This is a genomic window from Allomesorhizobium aridi (assembly GCF_043769475.1).
In the GTDB taxonomy this organism is placed as follows: domain Bacteria; phylum Pseudomonadota; class Alphaproteobacteria; order Rhizobiales; family Rhizobiaceae; genus Allomesorhizobium.
Genome location: NZ_CP171729.1, coordinates 3,820,464 through 3,838,784, shown reverse-complemented (window position 1 = coordinate 3,838,784; position 18,321 = coordinate 3,820,464). Strand labels below are relative to the sequence as shown.

16 protein-coding genes and 4 pseudogenes are annotated in these 18,321 nt (G+C 64.3%); 7 read left to right on the top strand and 13 right to left on the bottom strand.

All coding sequences use genetic code 11. The features are described from left to right. Window positions 1–70: 70 nt before the first annotated feature. From ACG873_RS20835 to ftsE, 3 genes are all read right to left on the bottom strand, one after another. On the bottom strand, window positions 71–805 hold the full coding sequence (locus ACG873_RS20835; protein WP_394887246.1) for a YdcF family protein: 735 nt from the start codon (window positions 803–805) through the stop codon (window positions 71–73). A gap of 66 nt (window positions 806–871) precedes the next feature. Then, on the bottom strand, window positions 872–1,861 hold the full coding sequence (locus ACG873_RS20830; protein WP_394887244.1) for a cell division protein FtsX: 990 nt from the start codon (window positions 1,859–1,861) through the stop codon (window positions 872–874). After that, on the bottom strand, window positions 1,854–2,513 hold the full coding sequence (gene ftsE / locus ACG873_RS20825) for a cell division ATP-binding protein FtsE (RefSeq protein WP_394887243.1): 660 nt from the start codon (window positions 2,511–2,513) through the stop codon (window positions 1,854–1,856). Before ftsE ends, ACG873_RS20830 begins: the two co-directional genes overlap by 8 nt. Window positions 2,514–2,694: 181 nt before the next feature. Here ftsE and ACG873_RS20820 point away from each other — a divergent pair, with 181 nt between their 5' ends. Genes ACG873_RS20820 through ACG873_RS20810 form a run of 3 tightly spaced genes read left to right on the top strand, consistent with a single transcriptional unit; the run spans window position 2,695 to window position 4,519 of the window. Beyond that, window positions 2,695–3,321, top strand: a complete 627-nt coding sequence (locus tag ACG873_RS20820; RefSeq protein ID WP_394887241.1) for a hypothetical protein — start codon at window positions 2,695–2,697, stop codon at window positions 3,319–3,321. Between the two features lie 11 nt (window positions 3,322–3,332). Then, on the top strand, window positions 3,333–3,875 hold the full coding sequence (hpt, locus tag ACG873_RS20815) for a hypoxanthine phosphoribosyltransferase (RefSeq protein ID WP_394887240.1): 543 nt from the start codon (window positions 3,333–3,335) through the stop codon (window positions 3,873–3,875). A 5-nt stretch (window positions 3,876–3,880) separates the two neighbouring features. Then, window positions 3,881–4,519 carry a glutathione S-transferase family protein gene (locus ACG873_RS20810; protein ID WP_394887238.1) on the top strand — a complete coding sequence of 213 codons (639 nt, stop codon included), beginning with the start codon at window positions 3,881–3,883 and terminating at the stop codon, window positions 4,517–4,519. A 99-nt stretch (window positions 4,520–4,618) separates the two neighbouring features. On the opposite strand, the gene ACG873_RS20805 is transcribed toward ACG873_RS20810, so the two are convergent. The 3 genes and pseudogenes from ACG873_RS20805 to ACG873_RS20795 form a co-directional block, all read right to left on the bottom strand. Beyond that, window positions 4,619–4,885, bottom strand: a complete 267-nt coding sequence (locus ACG873_RS20805) for a DUF6894 family protein (RefSeq protein ID WP_394893622.1) — start codon at window positions 4,883–4,885, stop codon at window positions 4,619–4,621. A gap of 216 nt (window positions 4,886–5,101) precedes the next feature. Continuing rightward, window positions 5,102–6,008 (bottom strand): annotated as a pseudogene (locus ACG873_RS20800) (lipid kinase). Window positions 6,009–6,179: 171 nt separating this feature from the next. Then, complete coding sequence (locus ACG873_RS20795; RefSeq protein WP_394887236.1) at window positions 6,180–7,103, bottom strand: DMT family transporter; 924 nt, start codon at window positions 7,101–7,103, stop codon at window positions 6,180–6,182. 264 nt (window positions 7,104–7,367) lie between these two features. Between ACG873_RS20795 and ACG873_RS20790 the strand changes: the two are divergent. Both ACG873_RS20790 and ACG873_RS20785 read left to right on the top strand, forming a co-directional pair. Beyond that, window positions 7,368–8,238, top strand: a pseudogene (locus ACG873_RS20790) (LysR substrate-binding domain-containing protein). Between the two features lie 177 nt (window positions 8,239–8,415). Then, the gene (locus ACG873_RS20785) at window positions 8,416–8,916 is read left to right on the top strand and encodes a glutathione S-transferase family protein (RefSeq protein WP_394887235.1); all 501 of its coding nucleotides are present in this window, start codon (window positions 8,416–8,418) and stop codon (window positions 8,914–8,916) included. A 35-nt stretch (window positions 8,917–8,951) separates the two neighbouring features. On the opposite strand, the gene ACG873_RS20780 is transcribed toward ACG873_RS20785, so the two are convergent. Beyond that, window positions 8,952–9,203: a hypothetical protein gene (locus ACG873_RS20780; protein WP_394887233.1), complete on the bottom strand. Its 252-nt coding sequence runs from the start codon at window positions 9,201–9,203 to the stop codon at window positions 8,952–8,954. 248 nt (window positions 9,204–9,451) lie between these two features. Between ACG873_RS20780 and ACG873_RS20775 the strand changes: the two genes are divergently transcribed. Next, entirely contained in the window at window positions 9,452–9,694 is a 243-nt protein-coding gene (locus ACG873_RS20775; RefSeq protein WP_394887231.1) for a hypothetical protein, read from the top strand. A 22-nt stretch (window positions 9,695–9,716) separates the two neighbouring features. On the opposite strand, the gene ACG873_RS20770 is transcribed toward ACG873_RS20775, so the two are convergent. From ACG873_RS20770 to argH, 5 genes and pseudogenes are all read right to left on the bottom strand, one after another. Continuing rightward, a complete protein-coding gene (locus tag ACG873_RS20770; protein WP_394887230.1) occupies window positions 9,717–10,163 on the bottom strand; it encodes a glyoxalase superfamily protein in 447 nt (148 codons plus the stop codon). Between the two features lie 101 nt (window positions 10,164–10,264). Continuing rightward, window positions 10,265–12,850, bottom strand: coding sequence for a TIGR02302 family protein (locus tag ACG873_RS20765; RefSeq protein WP_394887228.1), 2,586 nt, complete (start codon window positions 12,848–12,850; stop codon window positions 10,265–10,267). Window positions 12,851–12,985: 135 nt separating this feature from the next. Then, window positions 12,986–14,250: pseudogene (gene lysA / locus ACG873_RS20760) on the bottom strand (diaminopimelate decarboxylase). A gap of 22 nt (window positions 14,251–14,272) precedes the next feature. Further along, the gene (lptM, locus tag ACG873_RS20755; RefSeq protein WP_394887227.1) at window positions 14,273–14,479 is read right to left on the bottom strand and encodes an LPS translocon maturation chaperone LptM; all 207 of its coding nucleotides are present in this window, start codon (window positions 14,477–14,479) and stop codon (window positions 14,273–14,275) included. 370 nt (window positions 14,480–14,849) lie between these two features. Further along, window positions 14,850–16,251: pseudogene (gene argH, locus ACG873_RS20750) on the bottom strand (argininosuccinate lyase). A gap of 33 nt (window positions 16,252–16,284) precedes the next feature. On the opposite strand from argH, the gene tlpA reads away from it, so the two are divergent. After that, complete coding sequence (gene tlpA / locus ACG873_RS20745; protein WP_394887225.1) at window positions 16,285–16,974, top strand: thiol:disulfide interchange protein TlpA; 690 nt, start codon at window positions 16,285–16,287, stop codon at window positions 16,972–16,974. Window positions 16,975–17,015: 41 nt separating this feature from the next. On the opposite strand, the gene ACG873_RS20740 is transcribed toward tlpA, so the two are convergent. Further along, a complete protein-coding gene (locus ACG873_RS20740; protein ID WP_394887223.1) occupies window positions 17,016–18,119 on the bottom strand; it encodes a flavodoxin family protein in 1,104 nt (367 codons plus the stop codon). Between the last annotated feature and the right edge of the window lie 202 nt (window positions 18,120–18,321).

Below are 18,321 nucleotides of genomic sequence, written 5' to 3'. Positions count from 1 at the left end.
GAGGCCTGACCGAGGGACGCGTCCGCTGGTTACACCAAGTGCCGGGAAAAGGAAAATAGGGGCCACTTCCTTAGTGGGGAGGGTAGCCCGCCGAAGAAGCGTTCGCGGTGGCGATGTCTTCGCTGCTTGCGCGCACCGGCACGACGCCGCGCGCCAGCGCTACCAGGTATTTGTTGTATTCGGTGAACAGCACCCTGAGCGCGTCCGGGTTGGTCGCCCAGCCGCCATTGTCGAGCCTGGTATTCACGACCGGATAGGGTTGGAGCTCGGCGTCGCCGATGTATCGCCCCATTTCGAGAAGGCTGCGCGGCATGTGGTAGTTGTTGGTGACCAGTATGACGCTGCCGTAATGGTGGCTGCGCACCCATTTTGCGCTTTCTGCGGCATTGCCGATCGTGTCGAGGGCGGCATGGTCGATGTCGACGCAGCAGGAAAACAGGTTCCTGTCGCCGCCGGTCGCGGCGCGGAGGTCGTCGCGGTCGGCGGCCGGATGGACGCCGCTGATCAGGAGCCGCTCGCCCTTGCCCGATTTCAGGAGTTCGATGCCGGCGTCGAGCCGCGCTTGGCCTCCGGTTAGCACGATTATGGCGTCGGCGCTGGGCAGATCCGCGGGCGTTTCCATGCCGCCAATGTGGCTGACGAACAGGCCAAAGCCTCCGGCAAACAGCAAAGCAGCTCCGGCAAGGGAAAACGTTACGGTGCGAAGCAAAGGGACCAGCCGGCGCGGCGACTTGTGGCCGCCCGGCACTGTGCCGCCGTTTCCGGCGGCGGCAATCGCATCGGTCGAGTTCGGCCCGTTCACCATGGAATGGTTAACCCCGAATCGCCGTCTTGACCAGCGCCATCGCGCTTCGTGCACCGTTTCCGCACGTCAGCCTCCATCCGGCCGGCCGACGTCTATATCGCTTAAATAGGTCACGACCGTGAAATGCGAAGTCGCGGCCGTCAGCGCGCCGACGACCAGCACCACCAGCGCCACGCCGGCATAACCGGTCGCCCCGATCGCGAAATTGCCGAACAGCGCGGTCGCCTGGTCGGCCTCGGGGGTTGCGAGGTTCAGCGACGACCACCAGGAAAAGGCGATGAAGACGATAACCGCTGCCGCGCCGCCGGCAGCCGCCCCCTTCATGCCGGTAAGCAGGAAATGCCGCCGGAATTCGCTGGCGATGAAGCGCGCCTCGGCGCCGACGAAATGCAGCACCTCGATGATGTGGCCGTTGCCGGCCATTGCGCCGCGCGTCGCAAACACCACCGAGAGCACGGTCGCCGACAGCATCAGCACCAGAACCGCGATGCCGAGCGTCACCGTGGTCCGCGCCATCGCGACAAGCCGGTCGACCCAGGTGCGGTGGTCGTCGAGCATGGCGCTCGGGACTTCGGCCGCGAGCGCCACCCTCATCGCCGCGAAATCCGGCGGGCTGTCCTCGTCTATGGTCACGATCACCAGCCGCGGCACCGGCAGTTCGTCGATGTTGAGCCCGGCGCCGAGCCAGGGTTCAAGAAGCCGCGCCGTCGCCTCGCGGTCGACGATCCTGGCGTCGCGGACGCCTGCGAATTCGCTTGCGATGCGCTGGGCGGCGGCGAGTGCTGCCTCCATGTCGAGCCCTTCCGAGGGCTTGATCTGGATCGTCGCCTCGCGCGCGATCTGGTTTTCCCAGACCGACGCAGTGTCGCGCACCAGCGTGACCGCGCCGAGCGTCAGGCAGGACAAGAAGGTCATGATGGCGATGACGGAGATCAGCGCGCGTCCGGCGATGTTCTGCGACGGCACGATCGGTGCCATCTTGCGCTGCGCCCGCTCGCTGGCCGGCTTGGCCTCGTCCGCGCCTTGCGCGCCATGCTGCTCGGCAAGTTCAGTCATAGATGTCGAGCCTCCCGCCGGACAGTATCATGCGGCGCGCGTCGACCTGTTCCATCAGGCCGAGATCGTGCGTGGCGATGACGACGGCGGTGCCGAGCCGATTGAGCTCGATGAACAGCCGGAGCAGCCGGCGCGCCAGCGGCGGATCGACGTTGCCGGTCGGCTCGTCGGCAAGCAGGATTTCCGGCTGCTCGATCAGCGCCCGGGCGATCGCGGCGCGCTGCTTCTCGCCGCCCGAAAGCACCGGCGGCAGCACATGCATGCGCTCGCCGAGGCCTACCCATTTCAGCAGCTCGATGACGTCGGTTCGGTAGCTCGCCTCCTCGCGCCCGCGCACGCGAAGCGGCAGCGCGACATTCTCGTAGGTGGTCATGTGGTCGAGCAGGCGGAAATCCTGGAACACGACGCCGATGCGCCGGCGCATCATCGGCAATTCATGCCTGGTGATGCGCGAGCGGTCCTTGCCGAAGACGTTGATCAGGCCGCGCGTGGGTTTCAGCGACAGGAACAGCAGCCTGAGAAGCGTGGTCTTGCCGGCGCCGGAAGGTCCGCTCAGAAACTGGAAAGAGCGCTGCGGGATATGAAATGAAATGTCGCGGAGAATCTCCGGACCCATTCCGTAGCGCAGGCCGACATTCTCGAAGCGAATCAACTCTGAAAAACCTTGGGTGTTGGGGCGCCGAACGCGGGCAGCCTGTTTCGTTCGACCATGGGTCCGCATGGTTAACCGGAGGTTAATTTTCCGGCAGGTCGCGGCCTTATCCGCCCGGCGGCAGCGAAGCGTTAACCAATTCCGTTTACCTCCGGCGGCAGGGAAGATCGAAGGCTGGCCCTTGTCCATCGCAGACCAAAGCACCGCACGCCCGTTTTCCGGCGAAATCATGGCCGCCGCCTCGGCCCCTGCCGCGCGGCCCGCGCCTGCGGCGTTCGACGATATCGTCGACGCCGACTACGAGATCGTCTCGCCGCCCGACAGCGACCCCGATCGCTCCACATTTCGTGCCGCTGCTGTACCGACCGCCGGCGGCATGGCGATGTTGCGCCGCGCCGGCGGCGAACTCGCTGCCAGGGGTCCGGTGCGCGGCGGGCCGATATTCTGGATTTTCGGCATGGCCGCCGTCGTCGCCGCCTTCTGGATTTCGGGCGGGCACGCCCTGGTCCGCCCTGCCGCGCCGCAACCCGCCGCGGCGCTGACCATCTCGGGCGTTTCATCGCGCATCGAGACGGCCGGGCGCAATAGCTTTCTCTATATCGACGGCCATGCGGCCAATGATGGAACAGCGGCGGCCGATCTGCCTCCGCTGGAGATCAGGGTCGCCTCCAATGACGGCCGCGTGACGCGCTACAATCTGGGGACATCAGGCCGCGCGATGAAGCCCGGCGATAAATTTGCCTTTTCGAGCAGGCTCGACGTGCCTAAAAGCGGGGTGAAGACCGTCTCGGTCACATTCGGCGAGTAGGAACTGAGCAAATGCCAATCGTTCGCGGCAAGCAAATCGAGGTGCTGTTCTCCGCCTCGACCATCGCCAGGCGCAATCTCGAGCTCGCCAAGGAAATCGCCGCGCATGACTATACCGACCTTCTGGTCATCTCGGTGCTGAAGGGCTCGTTCATCTTCGCCGCCGACCTGATCCGCGCCATGCACGATGTCGGCCTGTCGCCGGAGGTCGAGTTCATCTTCATCTCCAGCTACGGGGCGGGCACGACCAGTGGCGAGGTCCGGGTGCTCCGCGACATCGACAATGAGGTCAAGGGCCGCGACGTGCTGCTGATCGACGACATCCTCGAATCCGGCAAGACGTTGTCCTTCACGCGAGACCTGATGCTGTCGCGCGGTGCCAAGAGCTGCGCAATCGCCGTGCTGCTCGACAAGCGCATGCGCCGCCAGACCACGCTCAACGCGGATTATGTCGGCTTCGACTGCCCCGACTATTTCGTCGTCGGCTATGGCATGGACGTCGCCCACGCCTTTCGCGAACTTCCCTTCGTCGGCGTGGTCAAGGGCGACGCCTGAGCGGCATGGCGGTCACGCTCCACGGCTACAGCTACAGCGTCTATCTGCGCATCGTGCGCATGACGATGCTGGAAAAGGGCGTCGCCTGGAGCCACATCGAGATCGATCCCTTCGCCGACGAGATCCCGCCGGATTACCTCGCCCTCAACCCGTTCGGGCGCGTCCCGACACTCGATCATGACGGCTTCGTGCTCTACGAGACCACGGCGATCAGCCGCTACATCGACGAGGCGTTTCCCGGGCCGAGCCTTCAGCCCGAAGAGCCGCGCGAAAGGGCGCGGATGAACCAGATCATCGCCATAGCCGATTCCTACGGCTACTGGCCGATGGTGCGGCAGGTGTTTTCGCAGCGCGTCTTCAACGCCCGGCACAGGACGCCCGACGAGGCGGTGATCGCCGAAGGTCTGGCCCGCTCCCACAGGGTGCTGGCCGCGCTGGAATCCATCGCCGAGGGCGGCGACTTCCTGGCCGGCGACAGGCTGACGCTGGCCGATCTCCATTTCGGCGCGATGGTCGCTTATTTCACCGCTTCGACTGAGGGAGCTACAACACTCGGCGGCTACCCGAAGCTCAGCGCCTGGTGGAGAGCCTTCAAAAACAGGAAATCGCTGGCCGAAACCGACCCGGGACTGCCGGGCGATTGAAGGCCGCACGGGTATTCGTCTGGTTGCCCGGATTATTTCTTCGTCGGCTACCGCATGGACGTCGCCCACGCCTTTCGCGAACTTCCCTTGTCGGCGTGGTCAAGGTGCTATTCGTGCTGTGATGGCTAGGCGTTTACAAGTTCGCCTTCGGTCTAGGAACCTACCGGTTCGAAATCTCGATCTCGAAACCATGACGGCTTTCATCAGCGGCCGGCTGTCTTTGTCGCGGACTTCTACAGCGATTGAGCGGTGGCTTTCGTTCGGGACGGTGTCCTTGATGTATTCGGATAAAGCGGATACGGCCCATTGACGGGCAGCATCAAGGCTGTCCAGCCGTTCCCTCAGTATCAGGGAGTAGCCGGTCATTGTCGCGCAAGTCGAAGAAGTATCTTGCCATGACGGCAAAACAGCCACGGAATCAAACTGTTCCGTGTCCAGTTTCGGACCGACGCCAGTCAAACAAAATCGAGCCCGGCGCAGCGGCAAGGGACGCCTCCGGGCTCGACCTCACCCGCCCTGTGGAAAACGGGTGATCAATAAAACGAGCGGGATGAATCCTGGTTCCGATAATTCCCGAGAGGCTCACTTCGCAACCTCTCCCTTGGGCGGCGCGAACACCGAGATCGCCTTTGGCCGGATGCGGAAATGCGCCGGCGTGAAGGTGCTGAGTTCGCCGTCGGTATTGACGGCCCGGCGGCGGCTGGTGCGGATCGTCACTTCCGTAGTCTGGAAGGCGCGCACGTCGTCCCAGCGCCCGTGTGTTCCCTTTCTCCAGGCTCGGCAGCAGCGCCAGGAGCCTCCACCAGTGGTCGACCTCCAGGCTGTAGAAGTCGAGCTTGCCATCGTCGGCGGTGGCGGTTTCCTCGACGGTCATGCCGCCGCCATAGTGCCGGCCGTTGCCGACCGAGATCTGCATCGTGCGGATCCGCTCGGTGGTGCCGTCATGGTCGAGATGGGCGGTGAACAGCCTCGACCGCGCGAGGATGCGGGCTGCCACAATTGCGTAGCCGAGCTTGCCCCAGCGCTTCTTCGCGTGCTCGGTCAGGTCGCTCGCCAGTTCGGCGCTGAAGCCGATGCTGGCGACGTTGAAGAAGAAATGCCCGTTGACTTCGCCGAGGTCGATGGGGCGGGGCTTGCCGCCGGCGATCAGCTCCGCGGCCTTTACCGGATCCTCCGGGATGCCGACCGTGCGCGCGAAATCATTGGCGGTGCCGAGCGGCAGCACGCCGAGCGGCAGCCCCGTCTCGACCAGCGCCGGCGCGGCCGCGTTCAGCGTGCCGTCGCCGCCGCCCACGACGACGAGGTCGCATTCTGTACGATGCGCCATGATCAGGTCGGACATCGTTTCGTCTTCGCCTGCCTTAACCTCGGCTACGGCGATGCCGCGGCCTTCGAGCACCTTGACCGCTGCGGCGACCGAGCCGGTGCCGCGCCGGGCGCGCGGGTTGACGATGAGAAGGGCACGCTTTGCAGGTTTCGGTTTTTTCAAGGGATGTCGCCGGAGCTGTGTCTGGTCCCGGTAGATAGGGCCGCGATGCGGCGAAAAAAAGTGTGCGCGCATGAGCCCGTAAACCGGAATCGTGTTTTCGGACCGAATCATGCGCCGTATTCAGAGTTTTAGCGTCGTTTGCGCGTCCGAAAGGGCGCGCGGCGCTCCAAGCTACGCCGCGACCCGGGAAGCTGGCCGAGCGTTCAGCGCGAACAGACCCGCGCCGACAATCAGCGCCGCGCCGACGACGGTCGTTTCCCGCGGCATTTCGGCGAAGAACAGGAAGCCCCAGAGCGGCGTCCACAATATGCCGGTATATTCGAACGTAGCGACGCTGTTGGCCGGCGCGAGCCGGTAGGCCTGGCTGAGCAGGATCATGCCGGCAGAAGCGACGAGACCGCACGCACCCATGATCAGGAAGTCGTTTGTCGCCGGCCAAACCCAAGGCCGCACAAGGAACTGCAGGCTCGGGTGCGCGGCGTTCTCGATCCCGGCGGCGGCGAACAGGCCCGCCGCGAGCGCAGCGCCGACCAGATAGACGGCGTTCTGGTAGAACGCCATGATCGTCGAGGATTCCGTGTCGCCGAGCTTTCGCGCCATCAGTTGCGAAAGGGCGTAGAGAGCCGCTGATGCAAGCGAAAGCAGCGCCGCCCAGTCGAACAGGCCCGCGCCGGGCCTGAACATCACCAGCACCCCGGCCAGGCCGACCAGCACGGTGGCCAGCGTCTGCCACGCGACGCGCTCGCCGAGATACGGACCGGCCAGCGCCATGATGAACAGCGGGGCCATGAAATACAGCGCGATCGCGTCGGCCAGCGGCAGGGCGGCTATGGCCAGATAATAGACGGTGTAAGACGAAAACAGGATCGTCGCCCGGAGGGTCAACAGGCCGAAGCGCCTGGAAAGCAGCGCGCCGAGGCCGACATCCATGTGCACGACCACAAGCAGGATCGGCAGCGCGACGATCGACCGGATCGCCATCACCTCGGTTACCGGATATCCGCTGGATACCGCTTTGATCAGCGGATCCTGCAGCGAGAACACCAGAACCCCGAAGCAGAGGCTGACGATGCCGAGGGTGGTGCGGTTCTGCATGGATTCCTGCCGGCGAGCCCTGTTTGACGACATATCGCTAGCCTGCCGAGCCGGAAGCGCCTTTGCGGCGCCTCCCGGCTGCGACCGACCAAAAAGAACCCGCGGCCGGTTCGGCAGCGGGTTTGAGTGAGGACCGTGGGCGCAAATACGGACCTTGACGTCCACGTTGCAGCCGATCTCGCGGGGGAACTATCGCTCACTGATTGACATGTTTCCAACGAATAGGAATGATGCCAGCCATCAGCATTTCTTATGATGTGCGGCATGGGCATTCATCTCGACAGCGATCTTTTGCGGACATTCGTGGCCGTCGCCGAAACCGGCAATTTCACCCGCGCCGGCGACCAGGTCAGGCGTACGCAGTCGGCGGTCTCGATGCAGATCAAGCGGCTGGAGGAGACGATCGGGGCCGCACTTTTCGAGCGCGGTCCGCGCGGCGTGCTTCTCACGCGCAAGGGCAGGGAGTTGATCGCCAACGCGCGCCGCATCGTGACGCTTCTCGACGAGACGGCGGCGTCGCTCCACGCCGAGCCGCTCGACGGGCCGGTGCGGATCGGCATTCCGGAGGAGTACAGCTATTCGATCCTCGCCCGGGCGCTCGGGGCGTTTTCAAGGCGGCATCCCAGGGTCGAGATCACCGTCAAATACGCGCATTCGGCCAGCCAGGTGGCGGCGCTCGCCAATGGCGAACTCGACCTCGCGGTGGTCTTCGAATGGCAGGACTATTCGGAGGGCGAGGTCCTGATGCGCGACCCGACCGTATGGGTAACCTCGACGCTGCATTCCGCGCATGAAGAGACGCCGTTGCCGGTCGCGCTCTACAGCCGGGCCGGCTGGTGCAAGGATTTCGCCATCAAGTCGCTGGAGCAGCGCGGCCTGGCCTACCGCATCGCCTACACCAGCGACACGACCGGCGGACTGAAGCTTGCCGTCGCGTCGGGCCTTGCCGTCGCTCCGATCTCGCGCAGCAATATTCCTGCCGACTGCCGGGAACTGACCGCGGCGGAAGGTTTTGGCGATATCGATGCCTCCAACGTCGTGCTCCACCGCGCCGCCAGTGCGCAGCGAGGCCATCGACGGCATGGCCGAGGCTATCCGCGAGGCGTTTTCCTCGCGCCCGATCGCCGCCGGTTAAGCTCTGGTCGGTCAGGAGGCGTCTGCTATCTTCAAGCCTTCGAAGCCGCTTGCAGGGAGACGACGATGATCAAATTCCATCACGCGCCCTGGTCCCGTTCGTCCAGCGTCCACTGGTTTCTGGAGGAGCTCGGCCAGCCTTTCGATCGAGCCGGTCGACATACGCGCGCCGGGCGGCGTGCCGGAGAGCTACCGCGACATCCAGCCCAACAAGAAGGTGCCAGCCATTGTCGATGACGGCACCGTCGTCACCGAGCGCGCCGCGATCTGCCTCTATCTCACCGAGAAATTCCCCGAGGCCGGGCTGGCGCCGGCGGTCGGCGACAGCAATCGCGCGGCCTTTCTGAGCTGGCTGGTCTACTGCGATTCCGTGTTCGACCCGTGCGTGGCCGCGCGGGCGCAAGGCTGGGAATATGTCAGCAACGATTTCTCGTTCGGCGCCTTCGACGACATGGTCCGCCATCTGGAAAAGACGCTTTCCGCGCGGCCCTATATCGCCGGCGACAAATTCACCGCCGCCGACACCCAACTCGGCAGCGGCATCCACTTCGCCATCAACATCCTGGGCGTGCTGCCGAAGAAGCAGATATTCGAGGACTATCTTGGCCGACTCACTACCCGTCCTGCGTTCCAGCGCTTCATGGCGAAGGATGCGGCTGCGATGGGCGGTAGCGCATGACAGGCATGCGCTACCGCGGATTTTGCCGACCATGCCTACGACGGCGCGCGCGGATTGTCCTCGTAGTGTTCCAAACTCGCGCTGTCTAATTCGATAGCGGCACCCCTCAGTATCGCCCGCTCGGTCAGATTCTCGACAATGTCCTCCAGGGCGACGTTTTCCGCCTCGTTCCGTTTCCGGATTTGCTCGGCCAGAACGGAAACGTTGGCCGTCCCGAAGTCGCGGATCGCAAACTCCAGAGTGCGGATGATGTCCTCGCTCAGCCGGTTGGAAAATGTTGTCTTCATGGCTTCACCAATCACAACTTCTCTCCAAAGCATGCGCCCATGCTTCCATCAAATCAAGAGAAAATCCGAAAATTATTTAATGAAAACAGATAGTTAGCAGCTTAATGTATTGGCGGCATAAGCACCATACCCGCTATTGCCGCTTGATACGCATTTCGTGTTTTTGCCAGGTAAGTAGCCTATTGCCAAAAAGCAGCAGATACCTAAGTTACTAACTCTACGGCTTTGTCTTTGTTTGAGGATGAGACATGTCACAGCTTGAGCGGGCCGAACGCTTGCAGATCATGTTGAATGCCGAGGAACTCGAGGCGCTTGAAAACTGGCGGTTTGAGAAACGTATGCCGAGCAGGGCGGCGGCGGTACGTGAGTTGCTGCGCCGCGGTCTCACTGCCGATGGCTTCATCACCGCGGAAAGTGGTATTAAATCTCAGGATTTCGGGGTGGTGCCCAGCGCAGGCAATGGCCCGACCGGCGGCATGGAATCCACGTAGCCGGGGGGTCGAGGCAGTGAGTTCAGACTGTACAAGCGGCGGCACGAGTATGGAAGGCTCTGACCGTTGAGTCCTCCACCGGCTTCGGCCGACGCCGGTAATCCGCCATTTCCTCGAAGAAATGCAGTCGGTTGCCGAACAGATCGGTGATCGACACTTCGCGCGTCTTCCACGGCATCTCTTCAAGGCCTGGCTTGGCGAAGCGATAGTCCCTGGCCCGCAGCTCGCGATGCAGGCCGGTGATGTCCTCGACGCGGATGCGGACGGCCGAACCCGGCGAGGCGTCGCCATAATGCTCGCTCAGATGCAGCGCGCAGCCGTCGCGCACCACTTCCATATAGAGCGGCGAGTTCTCGTCGAAACGGTGCTCCCACTGCACCTCGAAGCTGAGGAAGCCGACATAGAATTCTCGCGCCTTGTCGATATCGAAGATGCGCAGGATGGGTATGACCGCGCCGAGGGTGGGCATGGGCGATGATCCCTGGATTTGACGCTCAGTTTAGGCCGGCCTGACAGACGCCGCTAGCGCAGAAGTCGCCTTTGCAGCCAAGGCCGGCACCACCTGAATCGCTAATTCAGCTCGAGCAGCCGTTCGAGATAATCCTTCTCAAGCGCCGGCGACAGCGCGTTGCCGAGCCGCTTGCGGATGGCGTCGAGGATTTGGCGGGCGCGCTGCACGTCGATCTCGTCGGGCACCTCGACCGACCTGCCGAAATCCGGACCGGTGGTGGCGCGCGGCCGGCCGAGCGGGTCGCGGTCGGCGTTCTGCTGGCGTCCGCCTTCCTGGCCCTCGCCCTGGTCGCCCTGCATGGCCTGCTGCATCTGCTGCATCATGTCCTGGGCGCCGCGGCGCAGCGCTTCCAGTGCGCGGCCCTGCTCGCCGACGGCGCGTTCGCCTTCGCCTTCGCCGAGCGCGCCTTCGGCCTCGCCCATCGCTTCGCCGGCTTCGCCAAAACCTTCGCCGGGCTGGATGCCCATACCTTCGAGGCCCTTCATCAGGCCCTCAAGATCGCCCTGCAACTGGCCCTGGCCTTCCTGGAGCTGTTTCAGCGCCTCGGCGAATTCCTCGGGCGTCATGCCCGGCTGCTGGCCGCCGGGCTGCTGACCCTGTTCGCCCTGCTGACCCTGCTGGCCCTGTTGACCTTCGCCCTGCTGGCCCTGCTGCTGCTGGCCGCGCTGCATCTGGTCCATGCGGAAAGTCTCGTTCATCATCTCCTGCTGGCGGCGCATGATCTCGCCGAGCTTGTCCATCTGCTGGCGCATCTCGCTTTGCTGGCCGTTCTGGCCCTGCTGTTGCTGGCGCCCGGCCTGCAGGTTGTTCATCATGTCCTGCAACTGCGCCAGGAGATCCTTCGCCTGATCGCGATTGCCCGATTTGGCCAGGTTCTCGATCTGGTCCATCATCCGCTCGAGATCGCTCTGGCGCAGCTCCTGTCCGGGCTGCATCTCGGGCATCGCCAGGTTCGGGTCGCGCGCGGCGCGCTCGGCGAATTCGCGCAGGAATTCGTTCATCGCCTCGCGCAGTTCCTTCATCAATTTGTCGATTTCCTCGTCGCTGGCGCCGTCCTCCAGCGCCTGCTTCAAGGCTTCCTGCGCCTGGCGCAGGCGCTTCTCGGCCTCCGTGAGGTCGCCGTCCTCGATCTGCAGCGCCATCTGCCACAGATAGTCCGCCACGTCGCGCAACTGGTCGTCGCTCTCGGCCATTTCGAGCCTGGTGCGGCCGGTCATGATGCCGAGATAGTGCGACAGGTTTTCAAACGTGTCTTCCGGCCGCAGCGTTATCGCGTCGATCAGTTCGATCACATAAGGCTTGCGGTTGGCGTCCAGCGACAAGATCTTGCGCAATTCAACGACCGCTCTGGCGAGCGGATTGGAAAAGGGCCGCTCCGGCAGAGTGATCGACTTGGTCTCGCTCCTCGCCTCCTGGCCGGCATCGTCGACCGCCTTCAGCGTCAGCTCGACGCCGGAGCCGGCCCACACATGCTCGGTGAGATCCCGGTTCGCCTTGCCGGCGACGCTGCCGCGGCGGGGGATGGCCAGCGGCATTTCCGGCGCCTTGTAGAGCGGCCGCGCGCCTTCGGCGGGCTTGTCGGTCAGCGCGAATTCGGCCTTGGCGGACGCAGCACCATAGTCGTCCTCGATCTCGTAGGTGAGCTCGAACGCGCCGTTCACCGCCCGCTTCGGTTCGCCCGCGAAGCGGATCACCGGCGCCTTGTCGGGCGTAACTGCGAAGGCCCAGCTTTCGAGTTCCTCTTCGCCCGACCGCAACGCCAGCACGCCGTCGCCCGACAGCTTCGCTGCAAACTGCTTCGCGCCAGTATTGACGTTGTCGGCGGCCGGCTTCGGCGCATCCGCGGCCGGCGCGCCGCCCGCAGGCGAGATTTCGTGTTCGTTGCCCCTGCCGTCGGTGAAAACCAATGCCTCGTCGCCGGGGCCGCCGGTCACCCGCAACGTCACGTTGCTGCCCTCGGGCACGGTCACCGCGCCCTCAGCGCGGTCGGCGTCGGCAGTCAGGAAGATCGGCGCCTTGCCGGTATAGGGCGGCGGCGTCACCCAGGCATCTATGCGCGGCGGGATGGTCTCGCGCGCGGCATGCGCCCGGAAACCGTCGCCGAGGCTGCCGCCGAACGGCCCGTAGGAAAAAGCGAAGGCGACGAAAAGCAGGAGGGCGGCCGCGGCGCGGATGCCCCACGGGTCGCGCTCCGGCACGCGGGTTCTGGGCAGATCGCCGCCGACCCTGCCCAGCCTTTCGGCCATGCGCTTCTGGTGCTCGCGCCACAGCGCCTGCGAGAAATTTGTTTCCTTGCCGCTTAGCCGGTCCGTCTGCGCCAGCACCGGCGTGTGGAGCAATTCGTTGGCGGCTTCGATGCGGCGGTCGATCTCGGCCGTCGTCGGCTTCCTGAAGAAGCGCAGCGGATAGAGCGCGGCCACCGCCGCGAGCGCCAGCAGCGCCATGGTTGCGAAACGGGCCATGTCGGGCATGATGCGGAATGCGCCGAGCCAGGAAAGGCTGACGAACAGGCTGGCGACGACGACCAGCGGCAGGACCAGAGGCCAGCCGCGCTCCACCACCATCGCGGTCCAGACCGCCACCCTGGTGCGGGCCAGCCGTCCGGCAAAACTGTTGTCTTTCCTGTTTTCGGGCGTCTCGACCATCGGCCCTTTCCAGCATGGGCCGCGCGGGATGGCGCGGCCTACGACTCGAAAAGATAGCAGCAAACACGGCAAAGGCGAGGCGGCTGGCGAAAACGTGATCGGGGGTGGTATCCGTGCCCTCGAGGGGAGTTCACCTCAAAACCAATCCGGAACGCTGTCCAGCCCGATCAGTTCGTCGTAGCTCGGCCGCGGCCGCACGACATGAAACGCGTCGCCCTTGACCAGCACTTCCGGCACCAGAAGCCGCGTATTGTAGGTGCCTGCCTGGACCGCGCCGTAGGCGCCCGCCGTCATGACCGCAATCAGGTCGCCCGCCTTCAGCCGCGGCAGGTCGCGGTCGTGGCCGATATAGTCGCCGGTTTCGCAGACAGGCCCGACAATGTCGGCGATCATGCGCGGCGCGTCGGCCGGCTGCTGCACAACCGGCCTGATGTCGTGGAACGCGTCGTAGAGCGTCGGGCGGATCAGGTCGTTCATGGCGGCATCGACGATCAGGAAGTTCTTCGCGTCGCCCTCCTTCACGAAGATCACTTCCGAAACCAGTATGCCGGCGTTGCCGACGATCAGCCGGCCCGGCTCGAACATCACCTTCAGCCCGAGCTTCCCGACATGCTTCTTCACGATCGCCGAATAGGCGTCGGGCAGCGGCGGCGGCGAATTGTCGGTGCGGTAGGGGATGCCCAGACCGCCGCCGAGGTCGATGTGCTCGATGGTGTGGCCGTCCGCCTTCAGCGTGCCAACCAGTTCCACCAGCAGCGCAAAAGCATCGTCGAAAGGTTGCAAATCCGTGATCTGACTGCCGATGTGAGTATCGATGCCGGTGACCTTTATGCCCGGCAGTCCGGCGGCGCGCGCATAGACCTGCCGGGCGCGCTGCCAGGGGATGCCGAACTTGTTTTCGGCCTTGCCGGTCGAAATCTTCCTGTGGGTCTTGGCGTCGACATCCGGATTGATGCGCAGCGAGACCGGCGCGATCTTTCCGGCGGCAACCGCGCGCGCCGAAAGCAGTTCCAGTTCGGGTTCGGACTCGACGTTGAAGCAGAGAATGCCGGCGGCGAGCGCGAAATCCATCTCGCGGGCAGTCTTGCCGACGCCCGAGAAAAGATCTTTTCCGGCGGAATTCCGGCCGCCAGGGCGCGCCGCAACTCGCCCTCCGAAACCACGTCGGCGCCGGCGCCGAGCTTTGCCAGCGTCGTCAGCACCGCTTGGTTGGAATTGGCCTTCAGGGCGTAGCAGACCAGCAGATCCAGTCCCTCGAAAGCCTTGCGGAACACGTTGAAATGCCGCGTCAGCGTCGCCGTCGAATAGCAGTAGAACGGCGTTCCCACCGCCCGCGCGATCTCGGGCAGGGCGACATCTTCGGCGTGCAGCACGCCGTCGCGGTAATCGAAATGGTTCACGAGGTGTACGTCCGGAAAATGGCTATAGCAGCTTGTCGAGAATGAACGGCCTGTCCTCGACCGGTTTCGCGGGCTTCGGCGGCAGCGGCTGCTTTGCCTTCTCCGCTTCCTTTCGCGCATCGATTGCGGCTTGATAGGGCGTGTCGAGCGGCGCCTTGCGGCCGCAGGCCGAAACCGCGCCGAGTGCCGCCAGAAGCACCAAGCTCGTCAAAATCCTGCTTCCGGTCATCGCGCCATCCGTCCCGAGAAAATCAGCCTGCCGCTTTTAGCGAAGTTTTTCAGCCATTGCACCCCGGCAAATCGCTGTACGCGTCAACTACTCGTCCAATCGATTGATGTAGAAACCGAACTCCGATGACGGGTCGAAGTGAAAATCTCCGGAGCCCTGCGGGCTCGCCTGCCTATGCCGTTCGTTGTCGCTATCCGCGATCGCGATAAGAAGTTCGCCTAGCAGCCGCAGCCCATTCGCTGGGGCCTGTATAAGCACTAGCGGGACCGAGCCTTCTTCTCCGGCCTCGTCGGGGATAAGACTCAAGCTTAGGTTGGCCCTGCCGCCGTCAGCGTATCGTTCAAAGATATCGTCCGTTTCCATCCAGCCCTTAAGCCTTGCCCAGCCGCTTCTTCCAATATCGAGATCTGCTTCCTCACCTCGGCGGGCGCGGTGCCGCCGAAGGAGGTGCGGCTCTTCACCGAATTCTGCACCGAAAGCACCGAGAACACGTCGTCGGTTATGCCCGGGTGGACCGACTGCAGATCCCCGAGGCTGAGCTTCTCCAGCCCGAGCTTCCTGGCTTCCGCAAGCGCCACGATAGCGCCGGTCACGTGATGCGCCTCGCGGAAAGGCAAGCCGAGCGTGCGCACCAGCCAGTCGGCGAGGTCGGTCGCGGTCGAATAGCCGGAGCCGGCGGCCTTCTTCATCGCCGCCTCGTTGATCTCCATGTCGCCGACCATGCCGGTCATCGCGGCCAGCATCAGGTCCAGCGTCTCGGCGGCGTCGAACACAGCTTCCTTGTCTTCCTGCATGTCCTTGGAATAGGTCAGCGGCAGGCCCTTCATGACTGTCAGCAACCCAATCAGATGGCCGTTGACCCGGCCGGTCTTGGCGCGCACCAGTTCGGCCGCGTCCGGGTTTTTCTTTTGGGGCATAATCGACGACCCCGTTGAGAAGGAATCCGAAAGCCTCACGAAGCCGAATTGCGGCGTCGACCAGATGACGATCTCCTCCGCCAGCCGCGACAGATGGGTGGCGCAGATCGCAGCGACCGACAGGAACTCCAGCGCGAAATCGCGGTCGGAAACGCTGTCCAGTGAATTGCGGGTCGGTTCGCGAAAGCCGAGCGCCCTGGCGGTCATCTGCCTGTCGATCGGGAAGCCGGTGCCGGCAAGGGCGGCAGCACCCAGCGGGCTCTCATCCATGCGCTCGATCGCGTCGCGAACGCGCGAAAGGTCGCGCGAAAACATCTCGACATAGGCCATGCAGTGATGGCCGAAGGTCACAGGCTGCGCCGTCTGCATGTGGGTGAAGCCCGGCATCACGGTCGCGGCATGGTGCTCGGCGCGCGTCAGGAACGCGGCGATCAACCCCTTCAGCGCCTCGGCGACGCGAAACAGTTCATCCTTGACCCAGAGCCGGAAATCCAGCGCCACCTGGTCGTTGCGCGAGCGCGCCGTGTGCAGGCGCCCCGCCGCCGGTCCGATCAGCTCGGCCAGCCGCGCCTCGATATTCATGTGGATGTCTTCCAGCTTCGTCGAGAACTCGAAATCGCCGGCCTCGATCTCTGCCAAAATCGTGTTCAAGCCGTGAGCGATTTTCTCTTGATCCTGGCGCTCGATAATGCCCGTCTCGGACAGCATCTCGGAATGCGCGATCGAGCCGCGAATGTCCTGCGCGTAGAGCTTTTTGTCGAAGCCGATCGAGGCGTTTATCGCCTCCATGATAGCGGCCGGGCCCGAGGCAAAACGTCCGCCCCACATGGCGTTGCTGGCCTTCTTGTCGCTCATCGTGCTAACCGGGCTCCGGAGATTGAACTGAAAATGGCAGATCGAAAGAAACTGATACCTGTCCCGCGGCTGCTGGCCGTGGCCGCGCTTGCGGGGGCGTTGGCAGGCGCCGTGGCGGTATATGTCAGCGTCACCCTGTCTGGCAACAACGCCCCGCCATCCGCGGCGGGCGACGTGGTCAATGCCGATGCCAACGCCAAGCTCTGCGGGGCAAAGGCCGAACGCGCCAGGACCGTGGCGGCCGCGGCCACCGGCGAAGTCGCAGCTATGCGGCCTGCCGACCCGCCGCAATCCCTTAAGACGCTCGCCTTCAACGCGCCGGACGGCAAGCCCATGACGCTCGCCGACCGCGCCGGCAAAACCCTGCTGGTCAATCTGTGGGCGACCTGGTGCGCGCCATGCCGCGCCGAAATGCCGGCGCTCGACGCCTTGCAGAAAGAACTAGGCAGCGAAAAATTCGAGGTGGTGGCAGTCAATGTCGACACCGGCGACGACGCCAAGCCGAAGAAATTCCTGGCCGATACCGGCGTCGAGGCGCTCGGCTATTACCGCGACAATACGATGGCGGCGTTCGAGGAACTCAAGACGCGCGGCCTGGCGCTCGGCCTGCCTGTCACGCTGCTCGTCGACGGCGAAGGCTGCCTGCTCGCCCACATGAACGGCCCGGCCGAATGGTCGAGCAACGATGCCAAGAAGCTGATCGGCGTGGCGCTCGGCGGTTGACGCACGATTTATACGGCGCAGCCGCACGAGCCAGTCGGCAGCTACTTCTGCCTCGGCTCTGAAAGCATCTGCCCGGCGGCGGCCAGCTTGCCGTCGCGCTGGGCCAGCACCGCGGTCAATAGCGTGCGCGCGGCGTTCCTGACCTCTTCCTGTACGGCTTCGTCCTGGTCGAGCTCGTCGTGGCTGGTCGCGTAGGGTTTCCAGTAGCCGATATAGCGGTCGAGCTCGGCCTTCGGGCCGGCGGGTATGAGGTGCATGAATTTCAGCCAGTCGGATACGGCACGCCGGGTGTTTTCGGCGCCCTCCACGTCGCCGTGCACGACCACCGAAAACAGCCGGCCGGCCAGGTGCCGCGGATAGGGCCAGCCTTTCAGCTCCAGTTCTTTCGCCTTTTTTGCGTCCTTGCCATGGGTGGCGGTCGGGTCGGGATTGCCGCCATCGGCGCACACCAGCCGGTCCATCATCAGCTTCATCGGCGAGGACACCTGGTACCAGTTCACCGGCGTGACGATCATGACGCCGTGCGCGGCGACCCACATTGGATAGATGTCGTTCATCCAGTCCTGCACCTGGCCGAGCGAATGGTTGGGGTAGCAGGAGCACGGCCAGTGGCACAGCGCGGCCGAGGTCGAGAAGCAGGCCTTGCAGGGGTGGATGTCGCGGCCGTACTCCGACGCCAGCCGGGCGAGATCCAGCAACTCGACCTCGAAGTCGGGCGTTGTCTCGAACACTTCGCGCGCGATGACGGCAAGGCGGTAGCTCTTCGACATTTCGCCGGGGCAGGTGTGCTCGCTGCGTGACGAGCCGTTGACGATCAGAATGCGGCGCGCCGCCCCATTCTCGTCGTGCCGGCGCTGGGCCGAATGGATCGCCTCCTTCGCGGCGATCCATTCGACCGACAGGTCGTAATCCGGGTCGGCATAGCCCTCGCCCGCCTTGCGGGTGCGCGGGCTCTTGCGGGATTGCGCATAGGCCTGCCAGGCGATCTCGGCGACCGCCTCCACCTCCGCGGCAACCTTGTCGAAGGCGGGATCGTAGAATCGCTCCCGGTAGCGCCGCTTGAACTCCGCCTCGTCAAGGCGCGGGCTCGGCATGCCTTTGCGCGGCTCCGGAGCCGGCTCGCCTCGCTTCAACCAGTCAAACATCGGCAGCGCTTCCCGCTATCGCCGATTAAGCCGCGCACCCGGCCAAAGGTTCCCAGGGCGATCGTCCATGGCCGGTTAGGCGGCCAAGTTCTTGGTTGTCGAAACGAACTCCATCCGAAATACACATGAATTCACGAAGCGGCAACAAAACCATTGTCCCACTGTCACAATCGACCGATACTCCCCTCCGCAAGACCAGCCA